Origin of the sequence: Paraburkholderia aspalathi (genome assembly GCF_900116445.1) — a bacterium.
Taxonomy (GTDB): domain Bacteria; phylum Pseudomonadota; class Gammaproteobacteria; order Burkholderiales; family Burkholderiaceae; genus Paraburkholderia; species Paraburkholderia aspalathi.
On record NZ_FPBH01000002.1, the window covers coordinates 39,546 to 59,092 of the forward strand.

Annotated in this window: 16 protein-coding genes; 6 read left to right on the forward strand and 10 right to left on the reverse strand. The window is 60.6% G+C overall.

Annotated features, from left to right (window positions below; all coding sequences use genetic code 11):
• Positions 1 to 130: 130 nt before the first annotated feature.
• Positions 131 to 2,137, forward strand: a complete 2,007-nt coding sequence (locus BM438_RS02870; RefSeq protein WP_093632820.1) for a bifunctional DedA family/phosphatase PAP2 family protein — start codon at positions 131 to 133, stop codon at positions 2,135 to 2,137.
• Positions 2,138 to 2,308: 171 nt separating this feature from the next.
• Here BM438_RS02870 and BM438_RS02875 read toward each other — a convergent pair whose 3' ends face one another.
• The 4 genes from BM438_RS02875 to BM438_RS02890 all read right to left on the reverse strand — a co-directional run bounded on the left by BM438_RS02875 (position 2,309) and on the right by BM438_RS02890 (position 6,455).
• Complete coding sequence (locus tag BM438_RS02875) at positions 2,309 to 2,893, reverse strand: YceI family protein (RefSeq protein WP_093632821.1); 585 nt, start codon at positions 2,891 to 2,893, stop codon at positions 2,309 to 2,311.
• A 37-nt stretch (positions 2,894 to 2,930) separates the two neighbouring features.
• On the reverse strand, positions 2,931 to 3,491 hold the full coding sequence (locus BM438_RS02880) for a YceI family protein (RefSeq protein WP_093633230.1): 561 nt from the start codon (positions 3,489 to 3,491) through the stop codon (positions 2,931 to 2,933).
• 49 nt (positions 3,492 to 3,540) lie between these two features.
• On the reverse strand, positions 3,541 to 4,689 hold the full coding sequence (locus tag BM438_RS02885) for a porin (protein WP_093632822.1): 1,149 nt from the start codon (positions 4,687 to 4,689) through the stop codon (positions 3,541 to 3,543).
• 116 nt (positions 4,690 to 4,805) lie between these two features.
• Positions 4,806 to 6,455 (reverse strand): FAD-dependent monooxygenase, encoded by a 1,650-nt coding sequence (locus tag BM438_RS02890; protein ID WP_093632823.1) that lies wholly within the window; start codon positions 6,453 to 6,455, stop codon positions 4,806 to 4,808.
• A 289-nt stretch (positions 6,456 to 6,744) separates the two neighbouring features.
• Here BM438_RS02890 and BM438_RS02895 point away from each other — a divergent pair, with 289 nt between their 5' ends.
• The 3 genes from BM438_RS02895 to BM438_RS02905 all read left to right on the forward strand — a co-directional run bounded on the left by BM438_RS02895 (position 6,745) and on the right by BM438_RS02905 (position 8,797).
• Positions 6,745 to 7,209, forward strand: coding sequence for a MarR family winged helix-turn-helix transcriptional regulator (locus BM438_RS02895; RefSeq protein WP_307857194.1), 465 nt, complete (start codon positions 6,745 to 6,747; stop codon positions 7,207 to 7,209).
• Positions 7,210 to 7,323: 114 nt separating this feature from the next.
• Positions 7,324 to 7,893 carry a TetR/AcrR family transcriptional regulator gene (locus BM438_RS02900; protein WP_093632824.1) on the forward strand — a complete coding sequence of 190 codons (570 nt, stop codon included), beginning with the start codon at positions 7,324 to 7,326 and terminating at the stop codon, positions 7,891 to 7,893.
• 16 nt (positions 7,894 to 7,909) lie between these two features.
• On the forward strand, positions 7,910 to 8,797 hold the full coding sequence (locus BM438_RS02905; RefSeq protein ID WP_244179235.1) for an SDR family NAD(P)-dependent oxidoreductase: 888 nt from the start codon (positions 7,910 to 7,912) through the stop codon (positions 8,795 to 8,797).
• Positions 8,798 to 8,867: 70 nt separating this feature from the next.
• Here BM438_RS02905 and BM438_RS02910 read toward each other — a convergent pair whose 3' ends face one another.
• Positions 8,868 to 9,197: a 4Fe-4S dicluster domain-containing protein gene (locus BM438_RS02910; RefSeq protein WP_093632826.1), complete on the reverse strand. Its 330-nt coding sequence runs from the start codon at positions 9,195 to 9,197 to the stop codon at positions 8,868 to 8,870.
• Positions 9,194 to 10,840 carry an FAD-dependent oxidoreductase gene (locus BM438_RS02915; RefSeq protein ID WP_093632827.1) on the reverse strand — a complete coding sequence of 549 codons (1,647 nt, stop codon included), beginning with the start codon at positions 10,838 to 10,840 and terminating at the stop codon, positions 9,194 to 9,196. Before BM438_RS02915 ends, BM438_RS02910 begins: the two co-directional genes overlap by 4 nt.
• Positions 10,841 to 11,055: 215 nt before the next feature.
• On the opposite strand from BM438_RS02915, the gene BM438_RS02920 reads away from it, so the two are divergent.
• Positions 11,056 to 11,901: a Crp/Fnr family transcriptional regulator gene (locus BM438_RS02920; protein WP_093632828.1), complete on the forward strand. Its 846-nt coding sequence runs from the start codon at positions 11,056 to 11,058 to the stop codon at positions 11,899 to 11,901.
• A gap of 149 nt (positions 11,902 to 12,050) precedes the next feature.
• On the opposite strand, the gene BM438_RS02925 is transcribed toward BM438_RS02920, so the two are convergent.
• The 4 genes from BM438_RS02925 to katG all read right to left on the reverse strand — a co-directional run bounded on the left by BM438_RS02925 (position 12,051) and on the right by katG (position 18,692).
• On the reverse strand, positions 12,051 to 13,361 hold the full coding sequence (locus tag BM438_RS02925) for an MFS transporter (RefSeq protein WP_244179236.1): 1,311 nt from the start codon (positions 13,359 to 13,361) through the stop codon (positions 12,051 to 12,053).
• Between the two features lie 182 nt (positions 13,362 to 13,543).
• Entirely contained in the window at positions 13,544 to 15,016 is a 1,473-nt protein-coding gene (locus BM438_RS02930; protein ID WP_093632830.1) for a benzaldehyde dehydrogenase, read from the reverse strand.
• 22 nt (positions 15,017 to 15,038) lie between these two features.
• Positions 15,039 to 16,010 carry an amidohydrolase family protein gene (locus BM438_RS02935; RefSeq protein WP_093632831.1) on the reverse strand — a complete coding sequence of 324 codons (972 nt, stop codon included), beginning with the start codon at positions 16,008 to 16,010 and terminating at the stop codon, positions 15,039 to 15,041.
• A 432-nt stretch (positions 16,011 to 16,442) separates the two neighbouring features.
• Positions 16,443 to 18,692, reverse strand: a complete 2,250-nt coding sequence (gene katG, locus BM438_RS02940) for a catalase/peroxidase HPI (RefSeq protein ID WP_093632832.1) — start codon at positions 18,690 to 18,692, stop codon at positions 16,443 to 16,445.
• A gap of 526 nt (positions 18,693 to 19,218) precedes the next feature.
• Here katG and BM438_RS02945 point away from each other — a divergent pair.
• Entirely contained in the window at positions 19,219 to 19,521 is a 303-nt protein-coding gene (locus BM438_RS02945) for an ArsR/SmtB family transcription factor (protein ID WP_093632833.1), read from the forward strand.
• Positions 19,522 to 19,547 lie beyond the last annotated feature (26 nt).

Here is a 19,547-nt window from a genome sequence, read left to right on the forward strand (position 1 = left end):
ATCTGGCGATTTGCTGACGGCTTCGTGAGATTGTGCGCCGGCATCTCGCCCGATGCCTGCCGGCAAAAATGTGCGGCAGCGCCGTGCGCGTTATGATCAACCGTTACGCCAGAACGGCTGATCGCGCACGATGGAGCATGCCTACATCCACCTTTTGCACCTGCTTGCCGGTCATCCGGCGTGGATGCTCACGGTCGTCTTTCTTGCGGCCTTTCTGGAGGCCATCGCCGTCATCGGCACCTTCATCCCGGGCAGCACCGCGATGTTCCTCGCCGGCGCACTGGCCGGCACGGGTTCACTGAGCCTCGGCTGGGTGTTCCTGTGGGCGATCTCCGGCGCCATCGCCGGGGACGGCATGAGCTTCTGGATCGGTGGCCGCTACAAGAACAGGATCGTCCAGTTCTGGCCGTTCCGCACCCACCCGCAGATACTCGACGCCGGCCACCGCTTCTTTCAGAAACACGGCGCCAAAGGTGTCGTGTTTGCCCGCTTCGTCGGACCATTACGAGCGATCGTGCCGGTGGTGGCCGGCATGCTGGGTATGACGCCGTTGCGCTTCTACTGCATGAACGTGCTGTCGGCACTGCTATGGGCCCCCGCGCATATCCTGCCGGGCGTGGTCTTCGGCGCCTCGGTGCTGCTGGCCGGCGCAGTGTCGTTCCGCCTCGTTGTCATCATCGCGTTGCTGGTCGGCATCGTCTGGCTGAGCTTTCGCGCGATGGAGTTTCTGGTCTCGCATGCGAGTGCGTGGTCCAGCGCGGCGGGCCGCTATCTGGGAAGCTGGGCGTGCCGCCACCCTGGCCCGTTCGGCCGATTCGCGCGGCGGCTGCTCGACCCCGAACAGCCGGATGCCAGCAGCATCTTGCTGACGTCGGTGGTTGTGCTGGCAGCGGGTGCGCTCTTCTTCGGCGTGCTCGAAGACGTCGTCAGCGGCGATCCGCTGGTGAGCGTCGATCTGTCCGTCTATCACTTCCTGCAATCGGTGCGCACGCCATGGAGCGACACGGTCCTTGCAGGCGTGGCGACACTCGGCAGCGTCTTCACGCTGACGGCAGTGGTCGTGACGGTGGTGGTGTGGATGCTGCTTGAGCGGCGCTGGCGCGCCATCGGCTACTGGCTCGCCGCGGTCGTTTTTTCCCAGTTGCTGATCTTTGCCCTGCAGTTCGCCATGCACCGCGCGCCGCCCAATGAACTCCTGTCCGACGCGTACGTGTTTCCGAGCAATCACGTCGCCGCGACGGTGATCGTCTACGGCTTCCTTGCGTTCCTGCTCGTGCGAAGGGTCGGCATGCTGGAAGGTTTGCTCGTGGCGACCGCGAGTATGGTTGTCGTGATCGTGGTCGCGCTCGCAGGACTTTACTTCGGCAGGTACTGGGTCTCGGACGCCATCGGCGGCGCCGCGCTCGCGTACATGTGGGTAGCCATCGTCTCGCTGACGGCGATATTGCGGTATCCGACCGTGCCGCCCTCACGCGGCTTCATGCCGGTCGTGGTTCTGGTGGTCATGCTCTTGAGCGTGGGCGTGCAACTGAGCATCAATCCCCCGACAGCGCCGCCGGACAACATGCCGCGCCCGCGGCCCGTGCTGGTCACGCAAGCGCAGTGGACCGTGTCGCTGTGGAAGAGACTGCCATGCTATCGCTCGGATATGGGCGGCGACCACAAGGAACCACTCACGCTGCAATGGGTGTCGAACCTCGATTCGATCAAGGGACAACTGCGCGCCCAGGGATGGATCGAAGGCACGGACCTGTCCGCGCGCAGCCTGCTCTCGCTTGCTTCACCGAACGTCGCGGCGACCTCGCTGCCGGTATTGCCGAAGCTGAACAACGGCGTGCCTTCGTCGCTGGTCTTCATGCGTCCCGGCGACACGCGCGACGAACGCGACGTTCTGCGTTTCTGGCCGAGCGGCTATGCCGTGGAGAACGGCGTGTCCTCCACGCCGCTGTGGGTCGGGTCCTTTGCGCATGAACGGCTCTCCCGGGCGTCGTGGCCAATTAACATTCTGCGGGTCGACAAGGAAGAGTCGTCGTTCGACGCGCACACAAAAGCAAGCGCCGACCTCGGCGCGGCGCTTGTGGCCAGGGTGAGTTGTCACGGTGTGCCGGTGTCGCTGCTGGCCTCGCCGGTGGAATGAGCGGCGCGTTGCCGGTGGTCTGCCTGGATGTGCAGGTTCGCCGTACCAATCAGGAAATCGCTCTGCGCTCAATCACTTGGCAGGTTTGGCCAGGACTTGTCCACAAGGATATGAACATTTTCTGTGGATAACCTTACCAAGGCGATCGGGGCGTTGCAGGGCGATGCTACCTCATTGCCTGATACCTTCAGCCTGGATGTGCAGCACCGTTTGCATCCTGAAGCCGTACGTCTTGCCCATGTCAACGCCAAAATCCGACCGGTCGAAACTCGCGGTCGATTCCGTGCCGCACACTTCGCGTTTGAGCAGCGGGTTCTGGAAGCACTTGAACGATTCGATCTTCAGATTCAACGGCTTTGTCACGCCGTGCAGAGTCAACTCGCCGATCACTTCGACCGGCACATCGCCCTTAAACGTCATCGACGTGCCCTTGTAAACAGCAGTTGGGAATTGAGTGGCATCGAAGAATTTCGAGCTCTTCAACGCCGTATCCAGCGCATCGTTGCCGATATCCACCGACGTCATGTCGATTGTCGCTTCCAGCGTGCCGGTTCTGGCTTCGCGATCGATCGTCACCCTCCCGCTGCTCTTGTTGAACTTGCCGCGCCAGATCGAGACGCCGCCGAAGTGATCGGCTTCAAAGCTTGGGTACGTGTGCGTGGGATCCAGTTGATACGTGGTCTCCGCTGCCTTTGCGCCGAACGATGTGCCGGCTGCCAAAGCAGCGATCGCTACGGTCAAAAATTGCTTCTTCATTGTGATTCTCTCCTGGGTGTTCTGAGCGGTTTGCTGCTTATTTTTTGGCTTCGACAATGTGAAACCTGATCAACACTTCGTCGGCGACGACCGACGTGTCTTTCCATTCGCCTGTGCCGATGTCGAACTGGCTACGCTTGATCGGCAAGGTACCGTCGAAGGTTTGCACCGCACCCTGCTGCGTGACGCTGACCGGCACCGTCACGTTCTCCGACTTGCCCTTGATGGTCAGCTTGCCGCTGACCTTGAACTGGTTGCCGCCGGCCGGTGCAATAGAACTCGAGACGAATGTGGCATTGGGAAACTGCGCCGAGTCGAACCAATCTTTGCCGCGCACCTGCTGGTTGTAGCTCTGGTCGCCGAGATCGTAGCTGGCGGTGTCGATGCTCAGTTGCGCGCTGCCTGCCGTCGGCCTGGCCGGATCGAAGACAAGCTGCGCAGTGAACTTCCTGAAGGTCCCGTCGACAGGCACGTTCATCTGCTTCGAGGTGGCGGTCACCGTACTTTTCGACGTATCGACCTGCGCATGCGCAACACCCAGAAAGGGCAACATGGCAGCTGTGGCGACCAGTATCAGTTGATGGAATCGGGATTTCATATAGAACATATTGTTATCCTAACAATGCAATCGAGCAAAAAAATCACATTTAGAACAGGTGTCGAATACCCAGCATCGCACCGGTTTGACCCACGCCCGGCAATGGCGTCGAAGCAGGCGGAACCACACCGCCGTCAATCGAGAACGCTGCGTTACGCTGGTTAAACACATGCCCCGCCGTGACGTACACCGCAGTGCCCTTGGACAGGAAATACATGGCGCGCGCGGCGATCACGGAGCCCCCGGCGTCATTGTTCACGGTGATATGGCCGAACTGTGCGTCGAGCGAAATATATGGAACGGGCAAATAGGAACCACCGACCCACCAATAGTTGCTGGTCGCGTCGAAAATTTTCGGCGTCTGCACGCCGTGATTGATCCGGTGCTGGAATCCCGCGCCAAGAGTCGAATTGCCAAACTTCACATAGCCGTCGATGACGGCGCGTGTATCGGTTTGAGAGCTAAGTGGCAAGGGCGAGCCGGTGCCGCCCCCACCGTAGTTGCGATCGATGGCCGCTGCCGCACCCCATTTCCCGGCGTCATATTTCACCATCGCGGACATTGATTTGCAGGCCCGCCAGTCAGTCGGCGATTGGCCGGCGCACCCTCCGGCCGGCGCACTATCGGCCACGTCACGTCCCAGTGAATACATCGCGCTCACAGTCAGTCCCGACGACGTGAAGGTATAGGCGATCGAATTGTCGACGCGCGGCTGGGTCAAGTAGGGGTCAAGATCGGCGGCGGCAAAGATATTCGGCGCCAGCGTGTCGCCCGTTAATACCGCCCAAAAGATTTGCGAATATTGCCGCCCGAGGGTCAACGTCCCCCACCGCCCCGCGAGCCCGACGTAGGCCTGCCTGCCGAACAGACGTCCGCCTTGATTCAACGTGCCCTGTGCTGGAGCAAACCCCGACTCCAATACAAAAACCGCACTCAGACCACCACCCAGATCCTCTTTGCCACGGAGGCCCCACAGCGATGGCAGCGATGCCGTGAGAGACGGCATGTGCACCGAGCTGGATTTTTGAGCACCGACGTTCGTCACATATTCAACGCCGGTATCGATGATCCCATACAGGGTGACGGAGCTCTGCGCATACGACACGCCCGACACACATGCCGCAAGCGACGGAAGCGTCCACCAAAACAGCCGGTGCCATGAATGGCCACCTCTGGCCCAATTCAACCGTGCGCTCATTTTCTCGTCTCCAATGTTGTTGAAATCTCAAGACGACGGCACCCCTGCGCCGTCGCGCGTCGAGTCTGCTGCGTGGGGCTGACCGATACTGATTTGCTTCGATTCATGCGGCTCGGTCAGCCGCTGCTGATCGAGCCCATTGCGCGGTTTGCGTTGCTATGTCCTGTCACCTTCGCGGCGAGATCATCGACGGCCTGCGGGAGCCGATCTCCGCGCCACGCGACATGCATGTCGGGCCGCACGAGGATCAGGTCGCGCTCATAGACGGTGCGAAGCGCCGAATCCGCGAGCACGAGCACATCGAGCGGCGCGCCGAGCGTTTCGAACTCGGCGAGCAGCGGGCTTGCATCATGCCTACCCGCCGTGTCGATCAGCGTGTAGCGCGCCGGCCGCAGCCGGTCCTGGACCGCGCTTCCGTCCTTGAGCCACATATGGGGAAGCCGCGCGCCCGGCCATGTGGTGGGAAGATAGGCCCGCAGATCGTGCTGCGGCCCTCCCGGTACATTGTCGATAACGGGCGAATCCACATAGCGATAGCCCAGTTCCGCGCCGATCATCTCGTTCGACTTGCGCTGCTCCACGTTCGCCACAACGGCCAGGTGGGCACGAGCAGTCGTGCCTTCGGGCGTGTCGTCTCCGATCTCCGGGCGCACCTCGGCCAGCCAGGCGCGATACCCGAGCGACGCGTAGCGCGATGCGCCGACGACCCGCTCGCCGATCTGGCGCCGTTCAACTTCGTAGGAGGCCAGCAGTCCCGGGCCGCCCCACCCTTGCAGCGTGGCGGCCAGCTTCCAGGCAAGATCGGTAGCATCACCAACGCCAGTGTTCATGCCGAGACCGCCCGTAGGAATCACGAGGTGCGCCGCATCGCCCGTGAGAAACACCCGTCCTTTTCCATAGCGTTCGGCCAGCAGCAAATTCTGCCGCCATTCCGCGCAATACAGCATCTCGTAGGGCAACGCAACGCCGATGATCCGCTCGAACATCCGCCGCATCTCGTCATCGCTTTCGACCGCGGAATGAACCGTCCAATGTCGTGTGGAATCCTGCATGATCATGAACGTGGGAGGCCCGCCCGCCATCAGGTAGTGCCGCCCCCGGCTCGGCCCGTTGCCAATCGGAAGCCGCTCGTAGAGTTGCTCGCAGTAAAACAGGCCCTGTCTCAGCCGCGCGATGTCGCCCTCGCCTTCCAGACGGATGCCCAGTTGCTTACGCACGGAACTCGCACCACCGTCGCAGCCCACGAGGTAAGCGGCCTTCAATGTTCTTCTCGCACAGTCGGCGGCATTGACCGCCACCAGAACACCATCGTTCTGCTCGGTGAATTCCAGAAACGTCGTGCTCCGCATCACCGTGACCGCCGGCAATTGCTCAGCCACCTCAAGCAGAAGCGGCTCTAATGTGTACTGCGAGATCAGCTGATAAGGTTCGAGCGGAAGGCTGCCGTCGCGGCTCTCGTGCGTGAGCGCGCGAGCCTCCGCCACCGAGGGATAGGGCAAGCGCAGAATCGCAGGCTCCGTCATGGAGCGGATGATCTGGATGTCCATGGGGACGTCTTCGGGCATGCCGGCCGCCCGGATGCGATCCGCGATATCAAGCCGCCGGAAGATCTCCATGGTCCGCGCGTTGCAACGCTCCATCTTCGGCAGAAACTGCGGCTCCGCCTTTTGCTCGACGAGCACACACGCTATACCGCGTTTGCCGAGGTCGATCGCAAGTGTCAGTCCTACCGGACCAGCGCCGACAATGATGACTTGAGTGTCCAAATCCGATCTCCGTTCGTATAGATCGTCACTGCAATTATTATTTTTATTAGCAATGCCAATGAAGTGATTGAAAGACCAACGTTGAATCTTTCATGTCCAGCCAGGATCGTTCGATCCGACTCCTCCCTCACGTCTGCACCAGTTCAGCGTATGACGCGTTGCTCACCCGGAACGAGGCGGTCTATCCGAATTCACCCGGGTAACATTTATTTGATTTTTCAACTACATTTGAAGTGGAGTATAGTTGATTTTTCAAATATACGTACCCATGTAAACCCGCAACCTACCGATGACCATGAAGACACCGAAGCGACCGCAAGAACTCGAACAGGCGATTCCGTTCCTGCTGACACGGGCCGGAGGCCGGATGGGAAACGCCTTCGCGAAGGCGCTGAAACCGTTCGGCCTGAACCTCAGCGAGTGGCGCGTCTGTGCCTCGCTGCTGTACGTTCCGCACCAGACCTTGTCTGAACTATCGGTGCATGCGACATCGGATATTTCCGCGCTGTCGAGGATCATTGATCGTCTTGAAAGCCAGGAGCTGGTCAAGCGCGAGAAGAGTACGACGGACGGACGATCAATCAGGATTGCCCTGACGAGCAAGGGCGACGAACTGGCGCTGCGGATTGTCCCGGTCGCGAAGCAACATGAGTCGGTGATACTGAGTGGTTTCACGGCAAACGATGTTCAGGTGCTGCGCGCCATGCTGCTCAAGGTGTACGAAAACGCCGGCGCGCTTGATGACCTTGTTTAGCCCGACTCGATCGCGACCGACGTGTCGTTCTTCTTCCATCTGCCGATCGGCGTTCATCTCGAAAAGCAGTTATAATTGAGCGCGTAATCACTCTATTTTCTCTTCAGACATACGATGGCACGTCCTTTGAGTCCGGAAAAACGCGGCGCCCTGCTGCTGTCCGCAACGCAGACCGTTGCTGAACAGGGCGTGCTGGCCACCACGGCGGGCATCGCCAAGCGCGCCGGCGTGGCCGAAGGCACCCTGTTCACCTACTTCGAGAACAAGGACGCGCTGTTCCAGGAACTCTACCTGCACCTGAAGCAGGATCTGGCCAGATCCGTGATGCCGGACTATCCACACGAGGCGGGCTATCGCCAGCGCATGCAGCACGTCTTCGAGCGCTATGTGAATTGGGGGCTGGCCAATGCGGCTGGGCGCTCCGCTCTCTCGCGGCTTTCGGCTTCCGGCCACATACTCGACGACACACGGGCACAGGGAATGGGACCGTTTCTGGCGATATCCCAGATGATGGAGGACGCCGTGCGCGACGGTGTGCTGGTTGATGCCTCGATCGCATTTCTTTCGTCCATAATCGAGCACATCGCCGACACGACGATCGAGTACGTCGACAAGCACCCCGAGAGCGCCGAACGTCACCTGCAACTCGGCTTCCATGTCGCCTGGCGGGCAATTACGGCTTAAAAATTTTCGACCATTATTGAGCGCGTACGCGCTCATTATTCGTAAGGAGGACGGTATCATGGCAAATCAGAAGTGGTTCATTACCGGCGCGTCCGGCGGTCTCGGACTCGCCCTCACCGAAAAAGTACTGGCCCAAGGGCATCCTGTGGTTGCAGCCGTGCGGCGTGTCGAAGCGATGCAGGCGCTGAAGCAGGCCCATCCGGATCTGCTCCAGGTGGAGTCGGTTGACCTCGCCGATCACGAACAGGTTCGGGCCGCCGCAGCGCGCCATTCCGATGTCGACGTGGTGGTCAACAACGCGGGCGGCGCCGTGATCGGCGCGATGGAGGAAATGAGCGAGGCCGATATCGAGCAGCAGATTGCGCTAAATCTGCTGGCGCCTATCCACGTCACGCGCGCCTTCCTCGGCGCGCTGCGCGCCAGGAAACGCGGCACGTTCATCCATGTCACCAGCGTCGGCGGACGTGCGGCCTTCCCCGGAGGCGCGCTGTACCACGCCGCGAAGTTCGGTCTGGAAGGTTTTGCCGAAGCGGTGAGCCAGGAAATCGCCGAGTTCGGTATCAAGACCATCATCATCGAACCAGGCTCCATGAGGACCGACTTCGTGGCCAATATCCGCTGGACCGCAGAACTCGATGAATACAAGGACAGCGTGGTTGGCAAGCTGCGCCGCTGGATCGCGGAAAACGGCGACGCATACGCTTCGGGCGACCCCGTGAAAATGGCCGACGCCATCTATACGGTCAGCCAGATGCCGGAGCCGCCGCTGCGCACTGTCCTCGGCGGCGATGCCTATTCGGTGCTGGAAGCCGGCTACGCCGGGAGTCTGGCCAAGCTGCAGGCGCAAAAGGACATCGCAGAGTCCGTGATGTTCGAGGGCAAGGCCGGCTTCGTGCCCGGGTGAGCGGTGCCGCTATCCCTTTGATGAGGGGTACGGCGTTTCGTCGAAGCTATGGCATTGCTGCCGTCGTTCATCAACGGATAGGCGTCAGTAGTGCGTAGCTTGCGTCGAGTGCGGCGGTAGGATTGCGCCCAGGACCCCAGCCGAGTGCTTCGCGATAGCTGCCGAGACGCGCACCGTGAGGAAGACGTGCTTCGTCCACCATGACGGAGGCATCGGCCTGCGGCGCGACGAACAGCGCATCCGCCGGACAGTACAGCTCGCACATGAAGCAGGTCTGACAGTCGTCCTGCCTCGCGATCCGCGGAATACCACCCTCCACCGCCTCGAACACATTCGTGGGACACGCGCGCACGCAGATATTGCATCCCGTGCAGCGCGATTCGCTCAAAATTTCAATCATGCATGGGCTCCTTGATGTTCAGTTGGCGCCAATCCCGTGTCTACCTCCTTCCTGCGGACCCATACGTCGTCGAGGCCTCCACTGATCAACCTGTGACGCTGCCCGACATCGATCGACTTATATTCCGCGCGTCGATGCATGCCGCGCGTCTCGGTACGTACCTGCGCGCTGCGATACATCCAGCGCGCGGTCGCAACCATCGCCGCCGCCTCTCGCGCACGCACGGCCTCGTGTGCGCCGCGTGCCGGCGCGCTGGCGCGCAAGCTCGCCCACAGTGTGTCGAGGCGGCCCAGCGAATCGTCCAGCAGGTCCCCGCTGCGCGTCCAGTTACGCTCATACGGGAACACCTCGTCTTGCACGGCCTTCACGACGCTCGCGCTGTCAAAAGCCAAGTTGTGAGATGTGTCGCGCAAACCGACATCGCCCGCGCAATAGAGTCTGCCGGTCCCGGCGCGACGCTTCGCGAGCGAGTGGTCAGCGGCACCGGCGCCCGCCCAGAAACCCGACGACATCGCCCATGCTGCGTTATGGCTGCCGCCTCCGGTGAACCCGCCGCAAATCATCTCGCGTGTCGCGGCGTCGCCTGACGCATAGAGACCTTCCACCGACGTCGAACAGTCGCGACCCGTGACGTGCAGGCCACCGGTTCCGCGAACCGTCCCCTCTAACCTTAGCGTTACCGGGAAGTGCTGGGTGAAGGGATCGATGCCCAGCCGGTCGAAAGGTACGAAGAAGTTCGGTTGCGCCGTGCGCATCCACGCGCGAACCTGTTCGTCGGCGCGATCGAGGCACGCGAACACGCGGCGCGTCTGCAGCTCACGCGCGATGATGCTGCGCCCGAATGCCGAGCCCGCTCCCTCGAGCTTCACGCCCTGTTCGTCGTAGAACGTCGCCCACTTGTAGAAGAGCGATTTGGTGACCGAAGCGAATGCCGGACCAAGCCCATAAGCATTCGAGAACTCCATGCCGGACATCTCCGCGCCTACTTCCGCGGCCATCAGGTGGCCGTCGCCCGTCAGCACATTGCAGCCGAGCGCACGGCTCTGAAACGCGCAGCCGCCCGTCGCAATCACCACGGCCTTCGCGCGCACGACCCACGTGTCCCCGCTCTGGCGCTGCACGCCGCGCGCGCCGGCAACCGCGCCGCCTCCATCCACGAGTAATTCGAGGGCTGGGCTGTGATCGAGGATGCTTGCACCGCTCTCCTTCACGCGCTTGCGCATCAGCCGCATATAATCCGGCCCCTGTAGCGATGTGCGCTGCTCCTCGCCATTTTCGTCGACGGGAAATGGATAGCCCCATTCCGCAAGTTGGTGGACGTTCACCCAGGTTTGCTCAAGCACACGATCCATCCATTCGTGTTCCGCAAGCTGGCCTCCCAGATCAAAACGGCTCTGTTTCGCCCGCTCGCGCGTATCGCTCTGCGGCGAGACATACCAGATCGCGGTGCCTGACGGCGCCGTCGCGCCCGATGTCCCGCAGAAGCCCTTGTCCGCGAGCACGACCTTCGCCCCCCTCGCAGCAGCGCCAATCGCGGCCCAGGTGCCGGCCGGACCACCACCGATGACCAGCACATCGACATCATGACGCGTAGCTGCGGTTGCATCGTCCAGCGCGCCGCCGCTCACAATCGGTTGACTCATGTAAATCTTCTCCCATTAGGGCGAGGTCCAGATGGCTCGCGTTCCGACGTCCCGCCGGCTGGCATCCGGCGCTTACAAGAAAAACGTTCCTAAAGCGACCCTGCATCCATGCCGCGATACACGTTTATCGTTTATCGTTAATCGCTCGAGACATTTCATTCGCACAGCTCGCGTTTATCGATACTCGATTCAAACCTCTCGAACCGGACTGCCGCATGCAAGGTGCACCGCAAAACCTTTCCCCTGTCGACCGCGCTGAAGATATCTCAGCCAAAGCAGCGGCAAATCTGCCATTGCAGTCGAGCGGCCGCGATCTGTCACGTAAGCAGCGGGAAATCATATGGACTGCGTTCCGTAACCATGAGGCCCTGAGCGCGTGGCCCGAAGCTGTCCTCGACGCCCTCGTCGAAGCTGGCTCTCTGCGCACGTATGCAGATGGCGAGCTGATCTATCTCGCCAACGATCCCTGCACCGATATCCACATCATTCTTTCCGGCATGCTTGAATGGGGATGGCCAAGCACTCAGGGCATTCGGGCCGTCGAGACGTTCATCCCGCCAGGCGAGCTGGCCAATCTGACCGCCGTGATGACCGATCAGCGCTCCATTCACAACCAGCGGGCGCGCGGACTCACCCGGCTTTTTCACATTCCCGCCGATGCGTTGAACGCCGCACTCGAACGCGAACCGACCCTCACCGCAAGCCTGCTCCGCCTACTCGCCACGCGTGCACGCCACCTTCACGACTGTCTCGGCAATCTTGGTTTGATGTCGTTTCGCGCGCGCCTCGCGGGCCATTTACTTGCGCTCGGCAAACGCTACGGCCACACCGATAACAATGGCGTGACGCTCGGCATCCGTCTGTCGCAGGAGGATCTGGCTGCACTGCTCATGGCCTCGCGCCAGCACGTCAACAAGGAACTGCGCTGGTTCATAGACCGGCAACTCGTGCGCATCCGGTACGGTCGAATCACCTTGGTCGATACCGCCGAACTCGAGTCCATTGTCAGGCAGCCCCCCGCCCATTCGATTGAACCGTTCGAGCCGCACCGCTCCGTTTGAGCAAACGCACGCGATCGTTACCGGTACGACCTGTCGCCGTCGTATTCGAACGATGACGGGGTCATTATCCAGGCTGACCGATTGGGTAATCTGTCGTTGACACGACAGTGCTTTGCTGTTTTTCTTTTATCTAAATCTGTCGCAGCACATTAGCACTCAACGCAATCGATCCGATTTTTCGCCGAAGCACGGCTAAGAAGAATAAGCATCAGACACGATGCCATCGCGGGCATTGCGGCCGCGACAAACAACGCGGTATTCGACCATTGCAGCCTGATCAGTTGTCCAGCCACCACAGGACCGATAATCGAGCCCGCCCGGCCGATTCCCAGACTCCAGCCAACCCCGGTGGCCCGCAACGAGGTGGGATAGAGCGTCGCGGTCAACGCGTTGACCGCCGGCTGCCCACCGACGATACAGATTCCGCTTATCAGCACGACGGCATAGCGCAGCCCCGTCGATAGATCGGGGAGACCGACAGATGCCACTGAAAATGTCGCCACCAGAAAACTGAGCGCCAGCACACGATAGAAGCCGAAGCGGTCCATCAACGGACCCAGCAGCAGCGCACCTGCCGTACCGCCGATCTGCAATGAAGTGCCGATGAGCACAGCCGTCGCCACCCCATGGCCAACTCTCAAGGAAAGCATCGGAAGCCAATTCGACAGGAAAAAGAGATCAAGCAGATTCGCGAAGTTGATCCCCCATAGCAACAACGTCATCGTGCCGCGACCATGGCGAAAGAGTTCGCCAACGGAGGCCTTCGCTTGCGGCTGCCCGCGAACGGCGAAGCGGGTCCCGGGCGCGAACTGGACGCCCGGCGCAATTCGCCCGAGCCACTGAACCACCTTTTCCAGGCTGCGCTGTTTGACCACCAGCAGTTGGAGTGACTCGGGCAGATACCTGGCCATCGGGATGGCAATGAGCAGGGGCAATACGCCCCCAACGAAGAAGACCGATCTCCAGCCCATCGACGGAAGCAAGGCAGCGCAGAGAAGGCCTCCAGCAATTGCCCCACCCGTGAAGCCACACGAGACCCATGTCATCAGCGATGCCCGATATTTCTGCGGACTGTATTCGCTGACCAGCGCGATAGCGTTCCCCATCACGCCGCCGATACCGAAGCCGGTCAGGAACCGAAGGACAAGAAATTCCGGCACACTCTGAACCAGGGTGGTACCGAGCATGCATAGCCCATAGAAAACAGTCGCGCCAATGAGCACCGGCCGACGCCCCGCACGATCGGCCATGGCGCCGAGAACGATGGAGCCCGCGAGCATCCCCAGCAAGCCGGCACCGAAAATCGGACCGAGTTCGGCCGGGCTGATGCCCCACGCACGGACAATCGCAGGCGCGACAAAACCCATTGTCTGCACATCGAACCCATCCATCACCACTGAGCAACCGATCATCACCATGATCCATTTCTGGAAGGTGCTCAGTGGCTGGCTATCGATCAACGCTCCAATGTCGACGATCGAAGCGGGCGCCTTTTCGACTCGCTGGACAGTATCGGGGGTCACGCTTCACCTCGCTCTGTTTGCGCATGAAATCGTGCGCCAATGGGTCACTGCTGTCTTCTCGACATTGCCGGGCGACGCGGATGCGTGCGCGTATGCGGCTAGCCCGGCACAACAGCTTTCTAGAACGGATAGGCCGGAAGCTCGTCGCGGCTCGTCACCCACTGCCATTCCGTGAACTGGTCGATGTTGGTCAGCGTGCTGTAGTTATGCCCGTTGCCTGACAAACCCAGACCGCCCATCGGACCAAACACTTCGTGCATGACCGTCTGATCATTGATGTGGACGATGCCCGCATGCAGCCGGTCCGCAATCCGTTGGGCGCGACGCAAATCCGAACAAGCCACTGCCGCGACCAGGCCATACCGGTTCTGATTGGCGAGCGTTACCGCCTCGTCATCGTTCTTGAACACGGTCACCGCGGCGACGGGACCGAAAATCTCTTCCTCGAACGCAGGCATCCCAGGCGCGACGTCTACCAAAACGGTTGGGTTAAAAAACAGTCCGTCGCGAGTCCCACCGGCGAGAAGCTTCGCGCCCTTGCTCACAGACTCAGCAACGATGCGATCGACGTTTTCAGCCTGCCGTTCATTGATGATGGGACCGAGATGGACATTGCCCTTGAAAGGATCGCCAACCGATAGCGCTTTGGCGCGTCTGACGAGGCTTTCAATGTAGGCGTCGGCAATACGTTCATGAACGAGATGCCGGCCCGCGGACATGCAGACTTGCCCTTGATGCAAAAACGATCCCCACGCTCCCGCGCTCGCCGCAGCTTCGACATCGACATCATCAAGCACGATGTAGGGATTCTTGCCGCCGAGTTCGAGGCTCACTCGCTTGAGCAAGCCGCCTGCTACTGCGCCGATCGCTTGCCCTACCCGTGTGGATCCCGTGAAGCTGATCATGTTGACAAGCGGATCCCGAACCAGCGCGTCACCGGTTTCCGCTGCACCGGGCAGAACATGGAACAGTCCCTCGGGCAGCCCTGCAGCCTCAAATAGCCGCGCATACAGAACGCCGCCGCTAACCGGCGATTGAGGGTCGGGCTTGAGCAGCACTGCATTGCCGGTGGCCAACGCCGGAGCGATGGCGCGCGCCGCTAGAATGAACGGAGAATTCCATGGAGTAATAACGCCGACCACGCCCATTGGAATTCTGCGCGCTACGCTATGCCGCTCCTTAACGTCGCTTGTCGTGATCATCCCGGTTGGCTGGCTGCCCAAGGCCGCCGCTTCGAGAATCTCGCGTATCGCCAGCTTCACCTCCAGTTGCCCCTTTGGCCGTATCGACCCGGTCTCACGGACAATCTGGACGGCGATCTCCTCTTTGTGAACCTCCAGCAAACGGGCGACCTCGCGCAACACATCCCCTCGCTGAGGCCCTGGCGTCGCGGCCCAGGCGCGTTGCGCTTCAGTCGCGATCGCGGCAGCGGCGGATACGTCGGCAGCCGATGCGCAACCAATCGATCCCATTTCCGCGCCGGTCGCCTTCTCGGTCACCGGGATCGTACCCGCGCCTCCGGTCTTCCATCCGCCGCTATAGATTCTGTTACGCCACACATCTGCTGGCGCCAATTGAGTCAATACGGACATTCGATTTCTCCTATTCCTCGCATCATTCAAGACCGAACAAACGCTGTGCGTTTTCCCGTCCAATCTTCACGCGATCCGTTTCGCTGATCGAGCATGTGTCGAACCACTGGGACGCCTCGTCATGCGTTTCGAACGGATAGTCGACCGAGTACATGATCCGGTCGCTGCCCATTTCAAGCATCGTGGACAGCAGCGTCTGGGTTCTGAAATTCCCGCTCGTCGTGACGTAGACATTCTCCCTGAGGTATTCGCCCACGCTACGCTTGCAGGGCAATCCCCGTGGCGCCTTTTGAAGAATGTGGTCGACGCGCCAGATGTTGAACGGAATCCCCTCGCCGAGATGGCCAAGAATCATCTGCAACTCAGGATTGCGGTCGAAAAGACCTGACGTCATCAGTCGCAGTGCGTGAGTACTCGTCTCAACCGCGAACGCCCAGGTCGCGGCGGTCAACCACGGAAAGCCATCGTAGATCGGTTCACGGGACGGCAACGGATCGCGAGGATGCATATAGAAAGGCTTGCCGAGCGCCGCCGCGCTCGACCAGAAATCGGTGTACTGCGGGGCATCGTAGTACACGACATTTTCCGCATCACCCACCTGGGAAAAGCCGTTCACCATGAAGCCATGGAATCCGAGATCCTTCACGCTTCGCTCGAGTTCACGTGCCGCCGCTTCGGGGTCCTGCATAGGCAACGCGGCAAATCCACCCAAACGGGTTGGATGGCGACCAACATGTTCTGCGAGGACATCATTGGCTCGTCGCGCGACATCGATCGCCTGCTTGATGTCCGGGATACCCTGAATGCCCGGCGAGTTGAGCGACAAGATTGAATACTCGGTTCCGCCCTGCTCCATCCGCTCGAGTCTCTGCTGCTCGATGTCCATCAGATTGGACTTCAGCATTTCCCAAACGGGCGCAGGCGCATAAATCTTCGACTGTTCGATAGTGAGGTCTATCGCAAAGTGTTCCTCAAGTGCAATCTTGTTTCTCATTGATCGGCTCCAATTCAAGGCATCGCAACCTCATCTGCAAAGGCGAGATGAGGTGCATCACACGGGTTTGTCCCAGAGGTTAATTTATTTGATTTTTCAAATATGTTGGGACCGAGTGTACTTGATTTTTCAAATATATGTGCACCGCGTAAACCCTGAATCGACCGACTGACACCCGCAAGCAATCCACGGTCGGGTCGCGGACCAACGTAGGCCGCTACGAAGGCTAAGGGAGGGGAAATACGATCATGCAGGCTGACGCAATGACGCGAATGTTCGAGTCATTCAGGCTGCACGGTATGGCATGGGCGAAAAAAAACGGTGCGACTCCGATATAACCGGAGTCGCACCGCGACATGCAGCATTACCTTCGCAAGCTGAGGCAAGGTTCCGTCAGGGTTGCAGTAACCCTGACGGAACCCGCACATCTGCTCAGGCGAGGTCGAAGCGGTCGAGGTTCATCACCTTGACCCACGCAGCGACAAAGTCGCGAACGAATTTCGCCTGCCCGTCCTCGCTTGCATAGACTTCGGACAGCGCCCGCAACTGAGCGTGCGAACCAAACACCAGATCGACACGGCTACCGGTCCACTTCACCTCACCGGTCTTGCGGTCGCGCCCTTCGAACACGTCCCGGGAGACCGGTTTCCATTCCGTACCCATGTCGAGCAGGTTGACGAAAAAGTCGTTGGTCAGCGTTTCCGGCCGCTTGGTGAAGACACCATGCGAATCCTGCCCGCTCTGGACCTTCAGGGCGCGCAAGCCGCCGATGAGTGCCGTCATCTCGGGTGCAGTTAGCGTCAACAATTGCGCCTTGTCGATCAGCAACGCCTCAGCCGGGACACTGTACTTGCCCTTCAGATAGTTGCGGAAACCATCGGCAACGGGTTCAAGCGCGCCAACGGACTCCACGTCGGTCTGATCCTGCGACGCGTCCGCGCGTCCCGGCGCAAACGGCACGGTCACCTGATGGCCGCCGTTTTTCGCGGCCTGCTCGATGCCGGCGCTACCGGCCAGCACGATCAGGTCGGCCAGCGACACCTTCTTGCCGGACTGTGCGCCGTTGAACTCGCTCTGGATCCCTTCGAGGACCTTCAGTACCTTCGCCAGCTGCTCGGGCTGGTTGACCGCCCAGTCTTTCTGCGGAGCGAGGCGAATGCGCGCACCGTTGGCGCCGCCGCGCTTGTCCGAGCCGCGGAACGTGGATGCTGACGCCCAGGCCGTCGACACCAGTTGCGAAACGGACAGCCCTGACGCCAGAATCTTCTGCTTGAGCGAGGCGACGTCCTGATCGTTCACCAGAGCGTGGTCGACTGCCGGAATCGGATCCTGCCAGATCAGTTCTTCAGCAGGCACTTCCGGTCCAAGATAGCGGACGCGCGGTCCCATGTCGCGGTGAGTGAGCTTGAACCATGCACGGGCGAAGGCATCGGCGAGCTGGTCTGGATTCGCCAGGAAGCGCCGCGAAATCTTCTCGTAGGCGGGATCGAAGCGCAGCGAGAGGTCGGTGGTGAGCATCGTCGGCCGCTGCTTCTTCGAGGCATCGAAAGCGTGCGGAATCGTTTCGCCGGCATCCTTGGCGACCCACTGGTTGGCGCCGGCGGGGCTCTTGGTCAGTTCCCATTCGTACTTGAACAGGTTCTCGAAGAAGCCGTTGCCCCACTTCGTCGGCGTGGTGGTCCAGGTGACTTCCAGTCCGCTGGAGATCGCGTCGGCGCCCTTGCCGGTGCCGAAGCTGCTCTTCCAGCCCAGCCCCTGGTTCTCGAGGTCTGCGGCCTCGGGTACCGGACCCACATTGTCGGCAGGACCGGCGCCGTGCGTCTTGCCAAAGCTGTGGCCACCGGCGATCAGCGCGACCGTTTCCTCGTCGTTCATGGCCATGCGAGCGAAGGTCTCACGGATGTCATGTGCCGCGGCGAGCGGGTCAGGATTGCCGTCGGGACCTTCCGGGTTGACATATATCAGGCCCATCTGCACGGCGCCCAGCGGGTTTTCCAGGTTGCGCCCGTTGTCGTCGCGGCTGACTTCGCTGCCGTGCAGTGCTGGATCGGCCACGATCACGCCTTCGCCCTCATTGCCGGCAGCGCCCTTGCCGTAACGGACATCGCCGCCCAGCCAGGTCTTTTCGTTGCCCCAGTAGACGTCCAGGTCCGGTTCCCAGGTGTCCGCGCGACCGCCACCGAAGCCGAAGGTCTTGAAGCCCATGGTTTCGAGCGCGACGTTGCCGGTCAGGATCAGCAGATCGGCCCAGGAAATTTTCTGACCGTACTTCTGCTTGATCGGCCACAACAGGCGGCGAGCTTTATCGAGGCTGACGTTGTCCGGCCAGCTATTGAGCGGCGCGAAACGCTGCTGGCCACGCCCGGCGCCACCGCGGCCGTCGCCGATGCGGTACGTGCCGGCACTGTGCCAGGCCATGCGGATGAAGAATGGACCATAGTGGCCGAAGTCTGCCGGCCACCATTCCTGCGAGTCGGTCATCAGTGCCGCAAGATCCTTCTTCACCGCGGCGAGATCGAGGCTCTTGAACGCCTCGGCATAGTTGAAGCCGCTGTCCAGCGGGTCCGACTTGCTGGAGTGTTGGCTAAGCAGATCCACCCGCAGCTGCTTTGGCCACCAGTCACGGTTGGTCGTGCCACCTCCGGCAGCATGATTGAACGGGCACTTTGCATCGTTAGACATGCACTATCTCCTTGGGGAATATACCCACTACCAGTTCTTCCACGGCGTCTGGCTTCTACGGTGCATCGCCGAACCAGTGCCGTCGGGCGGTCGGGGAATCACATGATGGACTCTTTTTGATGTACTGGCACTGTCACCCGACGCGCATAGTCTTCGTCCGATGATGGACGTCGTGGCGTGTATTGGACCAGGATGGGTCCGCGTCGGCAGGCCTACTGCACATAAAAATATATGTGAGAGCGGCCATCAACAGAATGCGATTTTCGCAATGCTATTGATAGATCGTAACTATAACGTGACAGATGCCTTACATATTTGCCGTCATGTGCGCCGTCCCGCGCCGTAGGAAGTGCAGGCTTATTTGTGCGCCGACATCTATCGACCCCATAGCGAGTAGTGGCTTCAAGCATATCGTCAAATTCCGATATATGATTCGTCTTGTAGCGATGCAGATGCATGGCCGCTAACGTGCGCCATGCCTGCCTGTTGTTGACGATCTGAAGTTGATGCCCTGAAACCGACCCACATGACGCTCGATATCGACGCGATTCACAAAGCGCTTGCCAACCCTGTACGGCGGGAGATTCTCGGCTGGCTGCGCGAGCCGTATGCGCATTTCTCCGACCAGGAGCTCCCGCTCGACCACGGCGTGTGCGCCGGCAAGATCGACGCGCACTGCGGCCTGTCGCAGTCCACCGTGTCGGCGCACCTCGCCGCGTTGCAGCGCGCCGGTCTCGTTACGTCGAAGCGGGTCGGTCAATGGGTGTTTTTCAAACGCAATGAGGCAGTCATTCAAGCCTTTCTCGAGCACATGAACAGCCAGCTCTGAGCGCTTCATCCGCATCGCCGCGTTTT

Coding starts and splice junctions, on each gene's coding strand:
- BM438_RS02870 (WP_093632820.1), top strand. CDS start 131: ATGGAGCATGCCTACATCCACCTTTTGCACCTGCTTGCCGGTCATCCG.
- BM438_RS02875 (WP_093632821.1), bottom strand. CDS start 2,893: ATGAAGAAGCAATTTTTGACCGTAGCGATCGCTGCTTTGGCAGCCGGC.
- BM438_RS02880 (WP_093633230.1), bottom strand. CDS start 3,491: ATGAAATCCCGATTCCATCAACTGATACTGGTCGCCACAGCTGCCATG.
- BM438_RS02885 (WP_093632822.1), bottom strand. CDS start 4,689: ATGAGCGCACGGTTGAATTGGGCCAGAGGTGGCCATTCATGGCACCGG.
- BM438_RS02895 (WP_307857194.1), top strand. CDS start 6,745: ATGACCATGAAGACACCGAAGCGACCGCAAGAACTCGAACAGGCGATT.
- BM438_RS02900 (WP_093632824.1), top strand. CDS start 7,324: ATGGCACGTCCTTTGAGTCCGGAAAAACGCGGCGCCCTGCTGCTGTCC.
- BM438_RS02910 (WP_093632826.1), bottom strand. CDS start 9,197: ATGATTGAAATTTTGAGCGAATCGCGCTGCACGGGATGCAATATCTGC.
- BM438_RS02915 (WP_093632827.1), bottom strand. CDS start 10,840: ATGAGTCAACCGATTGTGAGCGGCGGCGCGCTGGACGATGCAACCGCA.
- BM438_RS02920 (WP_093632828.1), top strand. CDS start 11,056: ATGCAAGGTGCACCGCAAAACCTTTCCCCTGTCGACCGCGCTGAAGAT.
- BM438_RS02930 (WP_093632830.1), bottom strand. CDS start 15,016: ATGTCCGTATTGACTCAATTGGCGCCAGCAGATGTGTGGCGTAACAGA.
- BM438_RS02935 (WP_093632831.1), bottom strand. CDS start 16,010: ATGAGAAACAAGATTGCACTTGAGGAACACTTTGCGATAGACCTCACT.
- katG (WP_093632832.1), bottom strand. CDS start 18,692: ATGTCTAACGATGCAAAGTGCCCGTTCAATCATGCTGCCGGAGGTGGC.
- BM438_RS02945 (WP_093632833.1), top strand. CDS start 19,219: ATGACGCTCGATATCGACGCGATTCACAAAGCGCTTGCCAACCCTGTA.